Genomic DNA, 16,007 nt, shown 5'->3' with positions numbered 1-16,007 from the left:
CCCGAAACACGTTCGCCTCCACCTTCTCCCCTATGCGGCATTTGCGCAGTGTGGGACTGGTCTCGGCGGCAACCCTGCTGACGGTTGGCCTGGCCGCGGGGTGCGCGAAGACCGATGACAACTCGGCGTCGATCGTGCGCACCACCACCAATATCGCGGGTGCGGGCGTGGTCGGGATCGAGCGCGACACCACCAAGGCGTGCGCGCTGCCGACCGCCCCCGACTCGACCGGCGGCGCCCGCGCCGTCGCGCACGCGGCCGGTTCCGCGGAGGTGCCCGCCGACGCCAAGCGCATCGTGGTGCTGTCCACCCCCGCCCTGGACGCCGCGTGCGCGCTGGGCCTGTGGGAGCGCGTGGTCGGCGCGGCCACCGTCGCCGGGCCGACGCCGCAGCCGTCGTATCTGGGCTCCGGGATCGCCGCGATCCCGGCGGTGGGCACGGTGGACAGCCCCGATCCGGCGAGGATCGCGGAGCTGAAGCCGGATCTGATCATCGGCCCCGCCGCCGACCGCGGCCACTACGACGCCCTGAAGGCCATCGCCCCGACCGTCCTGGTCGGTGACGATCACGGCTGGCAGGCCACCTTCACCGGTTTCGCGGAGGCCCTCAACCGCAAGACCGCGGGCGCCAAGGCCCTCGACGACTACCGCACCGCGGCCCGCGACACCGGCGTCGCCGCCAACTCCGCGCTCACCCAGGCGTCGGTGATCCGCTTCGAGCCCAAGACGATTCAGGTGCAGGGCGGCAACACCTTCGCCGCCCAGGTGCTCGGCGACGCGGGCGTGCAGCGCCCCCAAGCGCAGCGCGGCGACTCGTTCGACGTCTCCGGCCTGGGCGCCGAGGCCGACCGCGACAAGCTCGAGGGCGACCTGATCTTCCTCATGTTCGACGGCCAGGACGGCCTCGACTACGGCAAGTCGATCATGAAGGGCGACAACTGGAAACAGCTCGGCGCGGTCAGCGACCGCCGCGAGTTCGCCGTCGACGACACCATCTGGCACGGCAGCGGCATCACCGCCGCCCGCGCCCTGCTCGAGGACGTCCGCAACAACCTCAACGGCTACGTCGCCGACTGATCCACGGCCACCGCACCGGCCGATTCGGTCCGGCGCTCGGCCCGATGACGTGGGGAAGTCGCCACCCGGCCGAGCCCCGACCGCGAAGTTCACCGGCCCGGCCGTGAACAGTGCGTGATGACCGGTATTCCCCGCGGACACACCCGACAAACGCGGTTTTTTCAGCGGCCGCGAACACGGCCTTCGACAGCGAACGGCCCCGAGCGGATTCGCTCGGGGCCGTTGGCTTTTCAGTCGGGTGGGGCGACGCGGGGCGTCAGAATTCCCAGTCCTCGTCCTCGGTGTTGACGGCCTTGCCGATGACGTAGCTGGAGCCCGAGCCGGAGAAGAAGTCGTGGTTCTCGTCGGCGTTCGGGGACAGGGCCGAGAGGATGGCGGGGTTGACCTCGCACTCGTCCTTGGGGAACAGGCCCTCGTAGCCGAGGTTCATCAGCGCCTTGTTGGCGTTGTAGCGCAGGAACTTCTTGACGTCCTCGGTGAGGCCGACCTCGTCGTAGAGGTCCTGGGTGTACTCGACCTCGTTCTCGTAGAGCTCGAAGAGCAGCTCGAAGGTGTAGGCCTTGAGCTCCTCGCGCTCGGCCTCGGAGACCAGCTCCAGACCCTTCTGGTACTTGTAGCCGATGTAGTAGCCGTGCACGGCCTCGTCGCGGATGATCAGGCGGATCATGTCGGCGGTGTTGGTCAGCTTGGCCCGCGAGGACCAGTGCATCGGCAGGTAGAAGCCGGAGTAGAACAGGAACGACTCCAGCAGGGTGGAGGCCACCTTGCGCTTGAGCGGGTCGTCGCCGTTGTAGTACTCGAGCACGATCTCGGCCTTGCGCTGCAGGTTCCGGTTCTCCTCGGACCAGCGGAAGGCCTCGTCGATCTCACGGGTGGAGCACAGCGTGGAGAAGATCGAGCTGTAGCTCTTGGCGTGCACCGACTCCATGAACGCGATGTTGGTCATCACCGCTTCCTCGTGCGGGGTGATCGCGTCGGGGATGAGGCTGACCGCGCCGACCGTGCCCTGGATGGTGTCGAGCAGGGTCAGGCCGGTGAACACCCGCATGGTGAGTTGCTTCTCATTGGCGGTCAGCGTGTTCCACGACGGGATGTCGTTGGACACCGGGACCTTTTCCGGCAACCAGAAGTTGCCGGTGAGTCGATCCCAGACCTCCGAGTCCTTCTCGTCCTGCACGCGGTTCCAGTTGATCGCACTAACTCGATCGATGAGCTTCACGCCCCGCTCACACACCCTTCTCAGCTTCCGGACCCTGCGAATTCCCTTGCCATGAACACTACTACTGGTAGGTGACATCCCCGCGCAGCACAATAGGTTGTGTCTTCACGTAGCTATCGCGTTGTCCTGCGAGAATCCGAAACGGAGATGGGCAAGCACGTCACCAACGGCAGAAAATTACAGCGGTGCAATCCGTCACAGCGCACCGGGGTAGGCCCCTCCGGACCCGCCCCGGGTTAGCCGATCAGATGCCGAGCACCACCTTCGCGGTGGTGAAGTAGATGACCAGACCGGTGGCGTCGACCAGCGTGGTCACCATGGGCGCGGAGATGACGGCCGGGTCGATGCGCAGTTTCTTGGCCAGCAGCGGCATGGTGCCGCCGATGGTGGCCGCCCACCCGCAGATGATCACCAGCGCGATGCCGACCACCACCGCGATCTTCAGGCCCACGAACAACGTGCCGATCACCATTCCGATGGCGGCCAGCATGCAGCCCAGCAGCAGCCCGACCCGGCATTCGCGCCAGATCACCGCGAGCAGATCCGAGACCCGCACCTCGCCGACCGCGAGCGCGCGCACGCAGGTGGTGGCCGCCTGGGCGCCCGCGTTGCCGCCCGAACCGATGAGCAGGGGGATGAACAGCGCCAGGTGCGCGGCCTGTTCGAGGGTGGGCTCGAAGAAGTTGGTGACGGTGACCGTGAGGGTCGCCGCGACCAGCAGCAGCATCAGCCACAGCGCCCGGTAGCGGGCCAGCTGGAACACGCCCGCGGCCATGTAGTGGCCCGACCACGGGGAGGTTCCGGCCTGCCGCGCCATGTCCTCGGAGTCGGCCGCCTCGATGACCTCGACCGCGTCGTCGATGGTGAGCAGCCCGACCAGCCGGTCCTCGCTGTCCACCACCGGCAGGTTGATCAGGTTGGCGCCCTGCATGAGCCGGGCCGCCTTCTCCGCGGAGCCGGTGGCGCGCGCCGAGACCGGTTCGGACGCAATGAGTTCGGCGATCATGGTGTCGGGCGAGCCGAGCACCAGGTCGCGCAGCTCGACGACGCCGATCAGGCGACGGCCCGCGTCCACCACGGGCAGCGTGTACACCGTCTCGGCGGTCGCCCCCTTGGCTCGCACCATGTGCAGCGCCTCGCTCACCGGCAGATTCCGCGGCAGCGCAACGACTTCCGGGGTCATGTAGAACCCGACCGAGCCCTCCGGGTAGCCCAGCAGCCCGGCGGTCATGCGCCGTTCGTGCGGGCTGAGCCCGGCCAGCACCCGCCTGGCCACCTTGGCGGGGACCTCGCGCAGCATGCGGGCGCGGTCGTCGGGATCCATGCCCTCGACCAGGTCGCGGAAGCTCTGATCGCGCAGCCCGGCCAGGATCTGCTGCTGGTCCACGGGCTCGAGCTCCTCGAACACGGCCAGCGCGCGGTCCTTGTCGAGCAGCCGGAAGGACATGACCGCGGTGACGGCGTCCATGCGGGCCAGCTCGTCGGCGATGACGTGCGGCGGATGGTTGTCGAGCCATTCCACGGCGGGCGTCAGGTGGTGACAGTCGACGATGTCGCGCAGCGAATCCCGTTCGGGGACAGGGATGTCGGCGGCGACCGTGGGCACGGCAGGGGGCAGTTCGGTCTGCGTCATGGCGAAACCTCGGCCGGGTGGCGGTTGAGGGTGGTCGGGGGTACCGGATCACACCGCGGGCACCGCACCCACCCGTCGCCAGAAAGCTGTCCTATCGACGGAATCCGAGAGCGATGCCACGCGGCCTTCGACTGGGAGGTTCACCGCGCACGGACCTCACCCCCTTCGCGAACGCCGACAGAAACAACCATGTACAGGATACAGAGGGTCGCCTAACGCGGCTCACCATGTCCGGTATCTCCGCTCCGGGGGGCGCGGACCGACGCCGAATTGTTTTTCGATCATTTTCCGACGAGCCGGTCGTCCGGGCCGTTGGGGCAGGGGTCCGGAATGCCCTAATCTCTGCCCCTGTGCGAGTTTTGGTGCTGGAGGACGATCATCAGCTGTGTCGTGAGGTGACCGACGGGTTGCGGACGGCCGGGTTCGCGGTGGACCTCGCCCAGAGCCTCGCCGACGCGGACTTCAAGATCGCCGTCAATCGCTACGACTGCCTGGTGGTGGACCGCGGCCTGCCCGACGGCGACGGCCTGGACCTGGTCGCGGGGGCGCGTACCGCCGGGCACACGGTGCCCGCGCTCATGCTCACCGGCCGCGACGGCCTCGACGACCGTCTGGCCGGATTCGAGCACGGGGCCGACGACTATCTGACCAAGCCGTTCGCGCTGCCGGAACTGGTGATGCGGGTGCGGGCCCTGTGCCGCCGCCGCGACCAGCCCACCGCCGCGCGAATCGCGGTGGCGGACATCGACATCGACCTCATGCGCCGCCGGGTGACCCGCGGCGGCGTCCTGCTGATGCTCAGCCCGAAGGAGTTCGCGGTCCTCGAACTCATGGCGACCCGCCGCGGCAGCGTGGTGACCCGCACCGACCTCATCGAATGCTGCTGGGACGAGATGGCCGAGCCCGCCTCCAACGTGGTGGACGCGGTGGTCGCCAAACTGCGGCGCAAACTCGGGGAGCCCAGCGTGATCGAGACCGTGCGCGGCGCCGGCTTCCTGATCGCCGGTGGAGCGGCGTGAGCGCACACCGCTCCCCCGCCGTCGCCCGACTCCAGCGCGCCCGGTGGTTCATGACCGCCTTGGCCGCGGTGATCACCGCGGCGGCGGTCCTGATCTTCGGCTTCGTAGCCGCCACGATCGACGCGCACGCGCGTGAGACCCGCGCCGATGATCAGGTCGAGCGGGTGGCGGGCGGGCTGGCGCGCGCCATCCAGCAGGACGACAAGTCGGCCCTGGACCTGTCGACGGTCATGGACGACGAGCTGGCCACGGGAACCACGGCGGTCGCCGTGCTGATGCGCACACCCGGCGAGCCGTGGAAACAGGCGCACACCTACCAGCGCTCGCTGCTGCCCGACGACTCCGAGATCGCCACGCTCGCAACGCAGGTCGAGGATCACTCCGAGACCGTCATCTACGCCGGCAAACGGTTCACCGCCACCGATATCACCGGCCGCACGGTGACCCTGGCGGGCAGTCCGGTCTTCTGGGACGGCTGGGACGCCACCGTCGTCATCCTGGCCGGGGCCGAGACCATGGCCGATGCCGGAGAACATCGAACCCTGGTGTGGGAGTTGGTGATCAGCGGCGCCCTGCTGGTCCTGCTGTCGGCCGCCGTCACGTATCTGCTGGCGGGCCGCAGCCAGGCCCAGGCGCTGCGCCTGCTGGCCGAGCACGAGCAGTTCCTCAGTGACGCCGCGCACGAATTGCGTACGCCGCTCACCACATTGAAGCTGCTCACCGGGTCGCGGCCGGCGCCCGAGGAGGTACCGCAGACCCTCGCCGAGGCGCAGCGGCTGGCGGACCGGATGGCGCGACTGGTGACCGGGCTGCTGGCCCGCGCACGCATGCAGGCGGGCATCGCCGCACCCGAGCGCACGCTGCTGCGGCTGGATCAGCTGGCCGAGATGGTGGCCGAGGAGGCCGGGGACGAGCGCATCGCGGTGACCGCGCATCCGACCGTGGTGCTGGGTGATCCGCAGCTATTGAGCCTGGCCATCCGGAACATGCTGGAGAACGGGCTCACCCACGGCGCGGTGAACCGGTCCGCGCCGGTCGAGGTGCACGTGGCCGAGGGACGGGTCAGCGTGCGCGATCACGGTCCGGGTGTCGATCCGGTCATGTCGGCCAGTCCCTTCGATCGCGGCGCGGCCGGGCGCACCGGTCGCAATGGCATCGGGCTGGCGCTGGTGGCGTGGGTGGCGCAGACGCACGGCGGCAACGCCTCCATCGAGCCCGCGGCCGGCGGCGGGGCGATCGCGACGCTGTGGCTGCCGCCGGCCGACATCACGGTGGGCGGTCCGGTCGGCGCGCGCCACTAGGCGAGCCGCCCGCGGGCAGGCCGGGCCTGCCTGGACACCCGCCAGGCCGGGCCTGGCGGGTGTCCAGGCGGGCAGACAGGAATGTCACGGCCGGAACCGGATTCGCCGCGGCGGCCGGTGTCACTCTCGAGCCGTCACCTTCCCGCTCCGACCACGGTGATGCTTCCGTCCGCCGACGCGGGGCGGTCATGCCGAATCCGCCTGGCACATGTGAGAAGTCACAGCACCGCCCGGCGCGCATTACTGTGCATCACAGGGAGGGATCGATCCGGCCGTTCGGACACACGGCCTGCGTTAGCGTTTCAGGTCCCGCACGGGGCGCAACCCGGGGGTGGAAGGGAGTCACGGATGGCCGTGGGAATTCCGGCCCGGCCCGGACTCACCGTGTCGGGCACGCCGATCTCGTCGCCGCTCAAGGATGTTCGCGGCGTGGCCCAGCACATGGTGGGGCATTTCGTGGAGACTGTCGCGCCGTGCGGCACCCTGCCCGGCGACGCCATTCACGGCGACGTCACCGTCATCACCCGTACCTGCCTGGAGCTGGCGGTCGGCATGCTCGACGGGCGCGACATCCCGGAGAAGACCAAGCGCCTCGAGGAGGCGGCCGCGCAGTGGGCGCGCGAGGGCATCCCGATCGACACCATCCACCACGCCATCCACGAGGGCTTCAAGATCGGCTCGGAGCTGGTGATGGCCAGCGCCCTGTCCCGGCACGTGCGCCGCGAGGACGAGGACGGCGAGGTCACCCTGGTCATCGCGGCCGCCGACATGGACAACATCGTCGGCGGGGCGAAGCTGGTGGTGGAACTGCTCGACCGGATGACCTCCGCGGTGGCCATGGCCTACGTTCGCGAACTGCGTTCGGTGGTGAGCGAACACCACACCGCCGTGCACACCCTCACCTCCGCGCTGCTGGGCGGGCACAGCACCTCCACCATGGCGCGCGAGTGCGGCATCGAGATCGCCGAGACGTATCACGTACTGGCGCTGGCCATTCCGGAACATCCGGAGGAGGACTCCCCCACCGTGGACGGCGCGGTGGTGGCGCGCCGCAAGCTGCGGCGGGTGCAGGCCGAACTGGCCACCCGCTACACCGACAAGGTGCTGTCGCTGCTCAGCGTGGACGGCGGCACCCTGCTGGTGCCGGCCACCGCGGTCGCCGACGATCAGCTCGACGAGCTGGTCGAGCAGCTGTCGCGGGCCGCGCGGGTGCCGATCACCGCGACGCTGGTTCCGGCCGCGCCGCAACAGATTCCGGACGCCGCCGACCAGGCCCACGAACTCCTCGACATCGTGCACCGCCTGCGCCTGGTGCGCGGCCTGTTCCGCTTCGACGAGCTGGCCCTGGAATATCAGCTGACCCGCCCCGGTCCGGGCCGCGACCACCTCGGGTCGCTGCTGGATCCGCTGGACGCGCACGCCGAACTGCTCGAGACGCTGCAATCCCACATCAGCAACAACCTGAACCGGCAGCGCACCGCCCGCATGCTGCACGTGCACACCAATACCGTGGACTACCGGCTGAAACGGATCGGGCAGCTGACCGGATTCGATCCGACCCAGCCGTCCGGTCTCTGGTATCTGCGTTCGGCGCTGGTGGCGCGCACCTATCAGGCGGGCTGAGACCCCGCTGTCGCGATGGGCCCTCAGCAGTTGGTCGGCGCGGGCTCGCCGCGCAGGCGGGCGTCCATCCAGGCATAGGCGGCCGGGAGGCCGAGCACGGCGGCGGTGAGATGGTCGGGCACCGGCACCTGCTCGGACCACACCTTCGTGCCCGCGGCGCAGTAGCGGTGCACGGTGTTCACGACGGCGTTGATCGGGATCAGCCCGTCGATGGGCGAATGCCATTCGAAGACGGGCATATTCGGGACGCCGGGGTAGAGCTCGACGCTGTTCTCATCCACCACGGCGCGGGCCCGCGGGTCGTCGGACATGATCGTCGTCTTGGCGACGTCGAGCGCGCCTTGACCCGCGCCCGCGCTCAGGATGTCGTTGGTGCAGCTGTTGACCAGCTGGTCGCGCATGGCGAGGCCGCGATCGTTGAGCTGGTCGGAGAGCGGGAACCGGTCCGGATACTCGCGTTCCAGGCCCAGGCCGGCCGCCAGCGCCAGACCGAAGGCCGGATGCCGGTTCATGCCGAGGCCCTCCATCATCGACGCCAGGTTCATCGGGACCCCGCCCATGGCCGCGCCCGCGATGCGCAGGTCCGGGGCGTAGGACGCGGCCAGCGCCGCCGCCCACGCGGTCGCCATGCCGCCGCCCGAATAGCCGGCCATGACCAGCGGACTGTGCTCGACCCGCAACTGCGGCAGCCGCTGGATCGCGCGCAGTCCGTCCAGGGTGATCTGGCCACCGAGTTTGGCCGCGCCGTAGGCGATTCGGGGGCCGAGGTGGTCGGGCAGGGCGACGGTCCAGCCGCGCTGCAGGACCAGGTTCCAGCCGGGGGCCTCCCGGATCATCAGGTTGGGGTCACTGGTGTAGAGCTCACGCGAGACCGCGCACTGCGCGCCGAGGCCGTTGACGATCTGCTGCAACGACAGGACGGGCGCGTCGGCGACGCGTCGGCGCGGGGAGATCACCGTCGTGGTGGCCGCGATGGGGTGTCCGGTGGAGTCGGTGGAACGGAATTTGATCAGGGTGATGTCGCTGTCCGGGAAGCTGGGCAGCGCGGGCATGGCGCGGGTGGCCAGCACGTCGCCGGGCTGGTGGGCGGCGATATCGGCGGGGGCGGCGTAGAAGGGGTCCGGGTCCGGCGTGGCGAGCAGCGGCTGGGCCGCGGCCGATCCGCCGGCGACGGTCACGAGCAGAGCGCCGATCACCGCGATCGATACACGAATCCTCATGCGGGGCAGCGTAGGAACGGCGGTCACACGGGGCCAGAGGGGTGAGCGAACCTTCCGAATAGTCACAATCGGGGCGGGCGTGGTTTGTGAACGCGTGACGACGTTTTGAGCCGTATATGTTTCTGTTCCACCGCGTAACAACAACTCCCGCACACCGCTTGTGACATGTCCAAGCAGAAACCGGAACACGTTCCTGCGCACGGCAATCCGATTACGTTCGGTACCAGAGACGCGCGAGCCGACGAAGGCGTCGGCTCGCGCTTCTCCCCCGCACGATCTCGAGGAGCAGCACTATGGACGCGCTCACCCACCGGGTCACCGTCTACCTCGGCGGACCCGCCGACGGGGCCGAACTCACCATGGAATACGCGGCCACCTGGCAGGAGGCCTCGGACTTCACCGTGGCCGCCGTCCACGTCGGCCTGGCCGTGACCGTGGACAGCCGGATCCGGCCCGGACTGCGGCGACTACCCCGCTACGGGTTCCGGCACTGAGATACCGTGCGGCCCAGGGCGTCCGGGTGGTCCCGCTACCGCCCGGACGCCGGCGCGAAGGCCGCCGCGAGGGCGTCCCAGGCCGGGCCCAGCTGGGCCGAGAAATCCTCCCAGGCGTGAATGCCGGTCGGCTCGTAATGCACGGTGGCGGGAATCCCCAAGTCGCTCAACCGTTTCGAGAAATGCTCGGTGCACACCCGGGCGCCGGCCTCGAGCACCACGCCGCCGGCGGCCACGCCGAGCGAGGCCAGCCGATCCGGCGACTTCAGCACCTCGTTCAGATCCGGCGCACCGGGCACACCGGAAGCCGCCGACAGATAGATCACCGTGCCGCGCAAGGCTTCCGCCCCCACCGTGCTGTCGTGGGTCAGCCAATCGAAAGTGCCCGGCAACCCCCACAGATTCAGGATATTGCCGCCGCGTGAGGCGACCGTGGCCGCGGTGACCGCGCTGCCCGGCCCGTCGACCGTGGAGTAGCAGCCGCTCAATCCCGCGACGGCCTTGAAGAATCCGGGATGCCGGTGCGCGAGCATCATCGCGCCCTGCGCGCCCATGGACACCCCCGCGATGGCGCGACGGCCGTCCGAGCGCAGATACGGTTCGATGACCCCGGGCAGCTCGGCGGTCAGGAAGGTCTCCCAGCGATTCCAGCCGAGCGCGGCATCAGGATGCTGCCAGTCGGTGTACATGCTGCCGGTCGCGCCGGCGGGGAAGACCACATCGACCGGTTTGTCGGCGAAGAAGTCCGCCGCATGCCCCTTGGTCAGCCAGTCGGACACGCCCTCGGCATCGACGCCGTCGAGCAGATACAACGTGGGCCGGGGCCCGGAACCGGAACCGTGCAGCACATCGAGGGCGACGGTGCGGCCCATGGCGGCCGAGGCCACCTCGACCCGCTCCCAGCGCGGCCCCACCTGCTCCACCCGCGTCACCGCGGCCCGCGACGCGATCCGCCCGGGCGGGCCCGCCTGGGCACTCACCCCGAACGACGAGCTCGCGATCACCGCCAGCGCCAGCGCGACCCCGGCGGCCGCCCGCCGCCTCACGACTCCGCCCCGGATCGGGGTCTTCGAATCAGGCAGTGCGACAAGCCAACTCCTCATGCGGTGCGCGGGATTGCGTGATGTCCGAAGAACCCACCGGGCGGGTGCGAGGTTGATACACCCGATGGGTCTTCGTTTCGATCGACTCACCTCCACAACGCTTGTACCGATGCGTTTTCCCGATTCCGGCATCACCCGCGCAATTCGATGGAACCCGATGCCCGAACCACGGCGAGCCTAACCAGGCGCCGACCTCGGCCGACAGCGTGAAAGACACCTTCTGGAGAGTTCACAATCGGGCCCGACGCAAACGTGGGATCGGCCACAGCGACGAAAAAGGGCGCTCCCGGCGGAAGCCGGAAACGCCCTTTCGGAGGCGATCGTCAGAGCATGCAGCTCACGCAGCCCTCGACCTCGGTGCCCTCGAGCGCCATCTGCCGGATGCGGATGTAGTACAGCGTCTTGATGCCCTTGCGCCAGGCGTAGATCTGGGCCTTGTTGACGTCGCGGGTGGTGGCGCTGTCCTTGAAGAACAGCGTCAGCGACAAGCCCTGGTCGACGTGCTGCGTGGCCGCGGCGTAGGTGTCGACGATCTTCTCGTAGCCGATGTCATAGGCGTCCTCGAAGTACTCGAGGTTGTCGTTGGTCAGGTAGGGGGCCGGGTAGTAGACGCGGCCGATCTTGCCTTCCTTGCGGATCTCGATCTTCGACGCCACCGGGTGGATGGAGCTGGTGGAGTGGTTGATGTAGGAGATCGACCCGGTCGGCGGGACGGCCTGCAGGTTCTGGTTGTAGATACCGTGCTGCATGACCGAGGCCTTGAGCTCGCGCCAGTCGTCCTGGGTGGGGATGTGGACCTCGGCGTCGGCGAAGATCTGCCGGACCCGCTCGGTGGCCGGCTCCCACGCCTGCTCGGTGTACTTGTCGAAGAACTCACCCGAGGCATACTTCGACTCGGGGAAGCCGCCGAAGTACAATCCCCGCTCCTGCGCGATCAGATTCGACGCCCGGATGGCGTGGAAGGCGATCGTGTAGAAGTAGATGTTGGTGAAGTCCACACCCTCTTCGGAGCCGTAGTGGACCCGCTCGCGCGCCAGGTAGCCGTGCAGGTTCATCTGGCCCAGGCCGATGGCGTGGGACTCGTTGTTGCCCTGCTCGATCGAGGGCACCGAGTAGATGTGGGTCTGATCCGACACCGCGGTCAGCGCGCGGATCGCGGTCTCGACCGACTTCGCCAGATCCGGCGAATCCATGGTCTTCGCGATGTTCAGCGAGCCCAGGTTGCAGGAGATGTCCTTGCCCACCTTGGAGTAGGACAGGTCGTCGTTGAACTCCGACGGGGTGGAGACCTGCAGGATCTCCGAGCACAGGTTGGAGTGGGTGATCTTGCCCGCGATCGGGTTGGCCCGGTTCACGGTGTCCTCGTACATGATGTACGGGTAGCCCGACTCGAACTGCAGCTCGGCGATGGTCTGGAAGAACTCGCGAGCCTTGATCTTGGACTTGCGGATCCGCTTGTCGTCGACCATCTCGTAGTACTTCTCGGTGACATTGATGTCGGCGAACGGCACGCCGTAGATGCGCTCCACGTCGTACGGCGAGAACAGGTACATGTCCTCGTTCTTCTTCGCCAGCTCGAAGGTGATGTCCGGGATCACCACGCCCAGCGAGAGCGTCTTGATGCGGATCTTCTCGTCCGCGTTCTCACGCTTGGTGTCGAGGAAGCGGTAGATGTCGGGGTGGTGCGCCTGCAGGTAGACCGCGCCCGCGCCCTGCCGCGCGCCCAGCTGGTTGGCGTAGGAGAACGAGTCCTCCAGCAGCTTCATGATCGGGATGACGCCCGAGGACTGGTTCTCGATCTTCTTGATCGGCGCGCCGGTCTCACGAATGTTGCTGAGCAGCAGGGCGACACCGCCGCCGCGCTTGGACAGCTGCAGCGCCGAGTTGATGGAGCGCCCGATGGACTCCATGTTGTCCTCGATGCGCAGCAGGAAGCAGGACACCGGCTCGCCGCGCTGCTTCTTGCCCGAGTTGAGGAAGGTCGGGGTGGCCGGCTGGAAGCGGCCGTCCATGATCTCCTCGACCAGCTCGCCCGCCAAGGTCTCGTCACCGGCGGCCAGGGTCAGGGCGACCATGCACACGCGGTCCTCGAAACGCTCCAGGTAGCGCTTGCCGTCGAAGGTCTTCAGCGTGTACGAGGTGTAGTACTTGAACGCGCCCAGGAAGGTCGGGAACCGGAACTTCTTGGCGTACGCCTGCTGGAACAGGCTCTTGATGAAGGCGCGCGAGTACTGGTCGAGCACCTCGGTCTCGTAGTAGTTCTCCTTGACGAGGTAGTCGAGCTTCTCGTCGAGGTTGTGGAAGAACACCGTGTTCTGGTTGACGTGCTGGAGGAAGTACTGGTGCGCGGCTTCCCGGTCCTTGTCGAACTGGATCTCGCCGTTGGGTCCGTACAGGTTGAGCATGGCGTTGAGGGCGTGGTAGTCCAGTCCCTCGGTCGCGGAGTCGCCGCTGACGGGGCGCTCTACGCGGGCAGTCTTTCCGACCGGTGCGGTTGTCGTTGCCAAAAGATTCCCAATCCCTCGCGGACGCGCTCGACGTCCTCAGCAGTTCCCATGAGTTCGAAGCGATACAGGTACGGAACCCCTGCCTTACGTGAGATCACTTCTCCCGCATAGCAGTACGTATCGCCGAAGTTGGTGTTGCCGCTCGCGATCACGCCGCGCAGCAGGGCGCGATTGTGCGGATCGTTGAGGAACTTGGCCACCTGGCGGGGCACGAATTCCTTATCGGATCGCTGCCCACCCAAAACGTGCCGACCTCCCCCGTAGGTGGGGACGATCAGCACGAAAGGTTGGTCGACGCGAAGCGAGTCGGCGGTGTGAAGCGGAATGCGGACGGCGGGCAGGCCCAGCCGTTCGACGAAGCGGTGAGTGTTCTCCGAAGCGCTCGAGAAGTAGACGAGATTCGGTGTCTCACTCGACATATCGGTCATCTCCTGACCGTTGACGGAAGCGTCAGGCGACGGCGACGACGTCGGCCAGCGCCTTGATGCGGTCCGGGCGGAAGCCGGACCAGTGGTCATCCCCGGCGACCACGACGGGGGCCTGCAGGTAACCCAGGGCCATCACGTAGTCGCGCGCCTCCGGGCTCTCGGAGATATCGACGACGCTGTAGTCGACACCAGCCTTGTCGAGGGCGCGATAGGTCGCGTTGCACTGGACACAAGCGGGCTTGGTGTAAACGGTGATGGTCATTGGTATCCCCTTCTCCTCAGCCTTGATCTGTCTGCAGTGCACACCTGAAACAAGATCCACGTAGTAATTGCGCAAACCCCTGGAAGCGGAGCCGAAGCTCCTGGTCACCGGCCCGTGATCGAGGTCTCGTCCTTGTGGCCTTCCAGCTCCCAAGACACTACACCTAGTGGCCGACAAACTCATACAACACGACATGTTGCGACTCACAAAGGTGAAATTCCGGGCGGGTAAGTACCTGGACAGTCGATTCGCAACTCGACACGACTGAGTCACACATCACAATTTCGGCATTCAGTTCATTTCCAGCAAACACACCATCACCGCTGATCAACACCCATCTCAGGAGTCACAGGAGACTCGAGCGACCACCCGGTTCGCGATCCTTCCGGGTCGAGCGACCGATTCCCGATCGCCCGCTCGCCCCGGCGTGTCGCGGCATCGCCCCCGGTCCTAGCGGATGGTGAACGACCCGCCCTCGATCGGACCGGGCGCCAGCAACCGGTTGGTGGCCGGGATGCCGTAGGTCTGCGCGTCGTAATCGGACAACGGCCGCCCGTCGATGGCGACCTCGGTGAAGGTGATCGGCGCGAACCCGGGCAGCGCGGCGTCGAGGTGACCCTCCACCACGATCTCGGCCGTGCGGGCCGGCACGGCCGAGGGCGCCACGGTGGTGCGCGCCCAGCCCGCGGTGCGGTTCTCCAGCGTCATCACATAGCGGCCGCCGTCCCAGCTGACCGTGGAGCGCATGGTGTCGCCGGGGTTGATCGTCACGTCGCCGTAGGCCACCGGTGCGGCGGGATAGCTCTCCCACCACCCGTCGACCTGCTTCTCCGGGCGGCAGAATCCGCCGAAGACGCCCAGCGAGCAGAGGCCGTCCGCGGCCGCGCCCAAGGCGTTGGAGACCTTGCCGCCGGCGTTCATCACCGTCCCCGCCAGATGCGGATCGGCGTAGGCCAGGCCCGCGGCGACCGATTCGATCTGCAACCCGGGCAGCGCCGCGTACACGGCGGCGTCACTGGCGCACAGGGATTCGACGCCGGTCTGCATGAGCGGCAGCGCGACCTGGCCGTCCAGGCCGGTGGCGCCGTTGAGCCCCACCCAGGGCACGACGCGCTGCAGGACGCCGGGATTGCGGCATTCGATCTCGGGCTGCACCCAGGTGGCGCTGATCTCCCGGAAGTCGCCCTTCACCACGTACCCGGCCCAATTGCCGAGGAAGAGGTGGGCATTCGAGAGATCGGAGACATCCGAGGCGTACGACTCGGCCGTCGCGTCGGCCGCATTGCCGACCGCCATCGAGGCGGCGGACGCGGCCAGGGTGACCGCCATGAAACAACGGCCCCACACAGAGTTGCCCGTTGATAACTTCATGGACAGACGTTAGCCCGAAATGTCCGAGAAGAGCGGCAGGCCACGACTCGAAAGCCGTGGCCTTGCGCTGAATTCAGCGAGTGATCGCGAGGTGTATCAGGCGTTTGCCCGAGCCTTGACATCTTCCGCCAGCAAACGCACGGTGGCGGCCAGCTGAGTGAGCGCCTCGGCATCGTCGGCCGGGTGGGTCTCGACGAAGCGCGAACCGATGGTGCCGAAGTTCAGCGACGCCTCCTTCACGACCTCCGCGCCCGCGACGCCCAGCGCCTTCACCGCGTCGTCGTGCGACCACTTGGCGGCGTTCGCGCTGATCGAGGCGGAGACCACGGCGACCGGACGGCTCTTGAGCGCGCCCGCGCCGTAGGGCCGCGACGCCCAGTCGATGGCGTTCTTCAGCACGGCCGGCAGGGTGCCGTTGTATTCGGGGGTGACCAGCAGCAGCGCATCCGAGGCGCCGACGGCGTCACGCAGCGCCTGCGCGGCGGCCGGGACCCGACCCTCGACGTCGAGGTCCTCGTTGTAGAAAGGAATATCGCCGAGACCTTCGTAGATGGCGATCTCGACGCCCTCGGGAGCGGTCTGCACGGCGGCCTCGGCCAGACGGCGGTTGATCGACGCGGCGCGAAGGCTTCCGACCAGGACGAGGATGCGGGTCTGCGACATGATGATCACTCCAAGGGTTACTGATGCAGCGGTGGATCTTTCGATAGACTGTAACCGGACCCCAGTCCGCTTACATTCCCGGGTAGGA

The 16,007-nt window shown here is 67.8% G+C and carries 14 protein-coding genes; 5 read left to right on the top strand and 9 right to left on the bottom strand.

All coding sequences use genetic code 11. The features are described 5' to 3' along the window. The first annotated feature begins 32 nt into the window (after positions 1-32). Entirely contained in the window at positions 33-1,076 is a 1,044-nt protein-coding gene (locus ACQPYY_RS08900; RefSeq protein ID WP_433594600.1) for an ABC transporter substrate-binding protein, read from the top strand. Between the two features lie 256 nt (positions 1,077-1,332). Here ACQPYY_RS08900 and nrdF read toward each other — a convergent pair whose 3' ends face one another. Next, positions 1,333-2,295 (bottom strand): class 1b ribonucleoside-diphosphate reductase subunit beta, encoded by a 963-nt coding sequence (gene nrdF / locus ACQPYY_RS08895; RefSeq protein ID WP_433593384.1) that lies wholly within the window; start codon positions 2,293-2,295, stop codon positions 1,333-1,335. Between the two features lie 244 nt (positions 2,296-2,539). Beyond that, positions 2,540-3,928 (bottom strand): magnesium transporter, encoded by a 1,389-nt coding sequence (gene mgtE / locus ACQPYY_RS08890; protein ID WP_433593383.1) that lies wholly within the window; start codon positions 3,926-3,928, stop codon positions 2,540-2,542. A gap of 350 nt (positions 3,929-4,278) precedes the next feature. Here mgtE and ACQPYY_RS08885 point away from each other — a divergent pair, with 350 nt between their 5' ends. From ACQPYY_RS08885 to ACQPYY_RS08875, 3 genes are all read left to right on the top strand, one after another. Next, the gene (locus tag ACQPYY_RS08885) at positions 4,279-4,947 is read left to right on the top strand and encodes a response regulator transcription factor (protein WP_379101488.1); all 669 of its coding nucleotides are present in this window, start codon (positions 4,279-4,281) and stop codon (positions 4,945-4,947) included. Next, a complete protein-coding gene (locus ACQPYY_RS08880; RefSeq protein WP_433593382.1) occupies positions 4,944-6,248 on the top strand; it encodes a sensor histidine kinase in 1,305 nt (434 codons plus the stop codon). Before ACQPYY_RS08885 ends, ACQPYY_RS08880 begins: the two co-directional genes overlap by 4 nt. Before the next feature lie 348 nt (positions 6,249-6,596). Then, the gene (locus ACQPYY_RS08875) at positions 6,597-7,871 is read left to right on the top strand and encodes a PucR family transcriptional regulator (protein WP_433593381.1); all 1,275 of its coding nucleotides are present in this window, start codon (positions 6,597-6,599) and stop codon (positions 7,869-7,871) included. A gap of 23 nt (positions 7,872-7,894) precedes the next feature. Here the strand turns inward: ACQPYY_RS08875 and ACQPYY_RS08870 are convergent, their stop codons facing one another. Beyond that, entirely contained in the window at positions 7,895-9,091 is a 1,197-nt protein-coding gene (locus ACQPYY_RS08870; protein WP_433593380.1) for a lipase family protein, read from the bottom strand. A gap of 293 nt (positions 9,092-9,384) precedes the next feature. On the opposite strand from ACQPYY_RS08870, the gene ACQPYY_RS08865 reads away from it, so the two are divergent. After that, a complete protein-coding gene (locus tag ACQPYY_RS08865) occupies positions 9,385-9,585 on the top strand; it encodes a hypothetical protein (RefSeq protein ID WP_357096321.1) in 201 nt (66 codons plus the stop codon). A 35-nt stretch (positions 9,586-9,620) separates the two neighbouring features. Here ACQPYY_RS08865 and ACQPYY_RS08860 read toward each other — a convergent pair whose 3' ends face one another. From ACQPYY_RS08860 to ACQPYY_RS08835, 6 genes are all read right to left on the bottom strand, one after another. Then, on the bottom strand, positions 9,621-10,631 hold the full coding sequence (locus ACQPYY_RS08860) for an alpha/beta hydrolase (protein ID WP_379101479.1): 1,011 nt from the start codon (positions 10,629-10,631) through the stop codon (positions 9,621-9,623). A gap of 380 nt (positions 10,632-11,011) precedes the next feature. Continuing rightward, positions 11,012-13,093 carry a class 1b ribonucleoside-diphosphate reductase subunit alpha gene (nrdE, locus tag ACQPYY_RS08855; protein ID WP_433594599.1) on the bottom strand — a complete coding sequence of 694 codons (2,082 nt, stop codon included), beginning with the start codon at positions 13,091-13,093 and terminating at the stop codon, positions 11,012-11,014. Positions 13,094-13,152: 59 nt separating this feature from the next. Continuing rightward, positions 13,153-13,623: a class Ib ribonucleoside-diphosphate reductase assembly flavoprotein NrdI gene (nrdI, locus tag ACQPYY_RS08850; protein WP_379101477.1), complete on the bottom strand. Its 471-nt coding sequence runs from the start codon at positions 13,621-13,623 to the stop codon at positions 13,153-13,155. A gap of 22 nt (positions 13,624-13,645) precedes the next feature. Further along, on the bottom strand, positions 13,646-13,885 hold the full coding sequence (locus ACQPYY_RS08845) for a redoxin NrdH (protein ID WP_357096330.1): 240 nt from the start codon (positions 13,883-13,885) through the stop codon (positions 13,646-13,648). 450 nt (positions 13,886-14,335) lie between these two features. Further along, on the bottom strand, positions 14,336-15,256 hold the full coding sequence (locus tag ACQPYY_RS08840; RefSeq protein ID WP_433593379.1) for a G1 family glutamic endopeptidase: 921 nt from the start codon (positions 15,254-15,256) through the stop codon (positions 14,336-14,338). Positions 15,257-15,352: 96 nt separating this feature from the next. Beyond that, positions 15,353-15,919, bottom strand: a complete 567-nt coding sequence (locus tag ACQPYY_RS08835) for an NAD(P)H-dependent oxidoreductase (protein WP_387301337.1) — start codon at positions 15,917-15,919, stop codon at positions 15,353-15,355. Positions 15,920-16,007 lie beyond the last annotated feature (88 nt).

Origin of the sequence: Nocardia sp. CA-145437, assembly GCF_050956485.1 — a bacterium.
GTDB lineage: Bacteria > Actinomycetota > Actinomycetes > Mycobacteriales > Mycobacteriaceae > Nocardia.
Note: the sequence above shows the minus strand (reverse complement) of the source record. Positions and strands in the feature narration are given on the sequence as shown.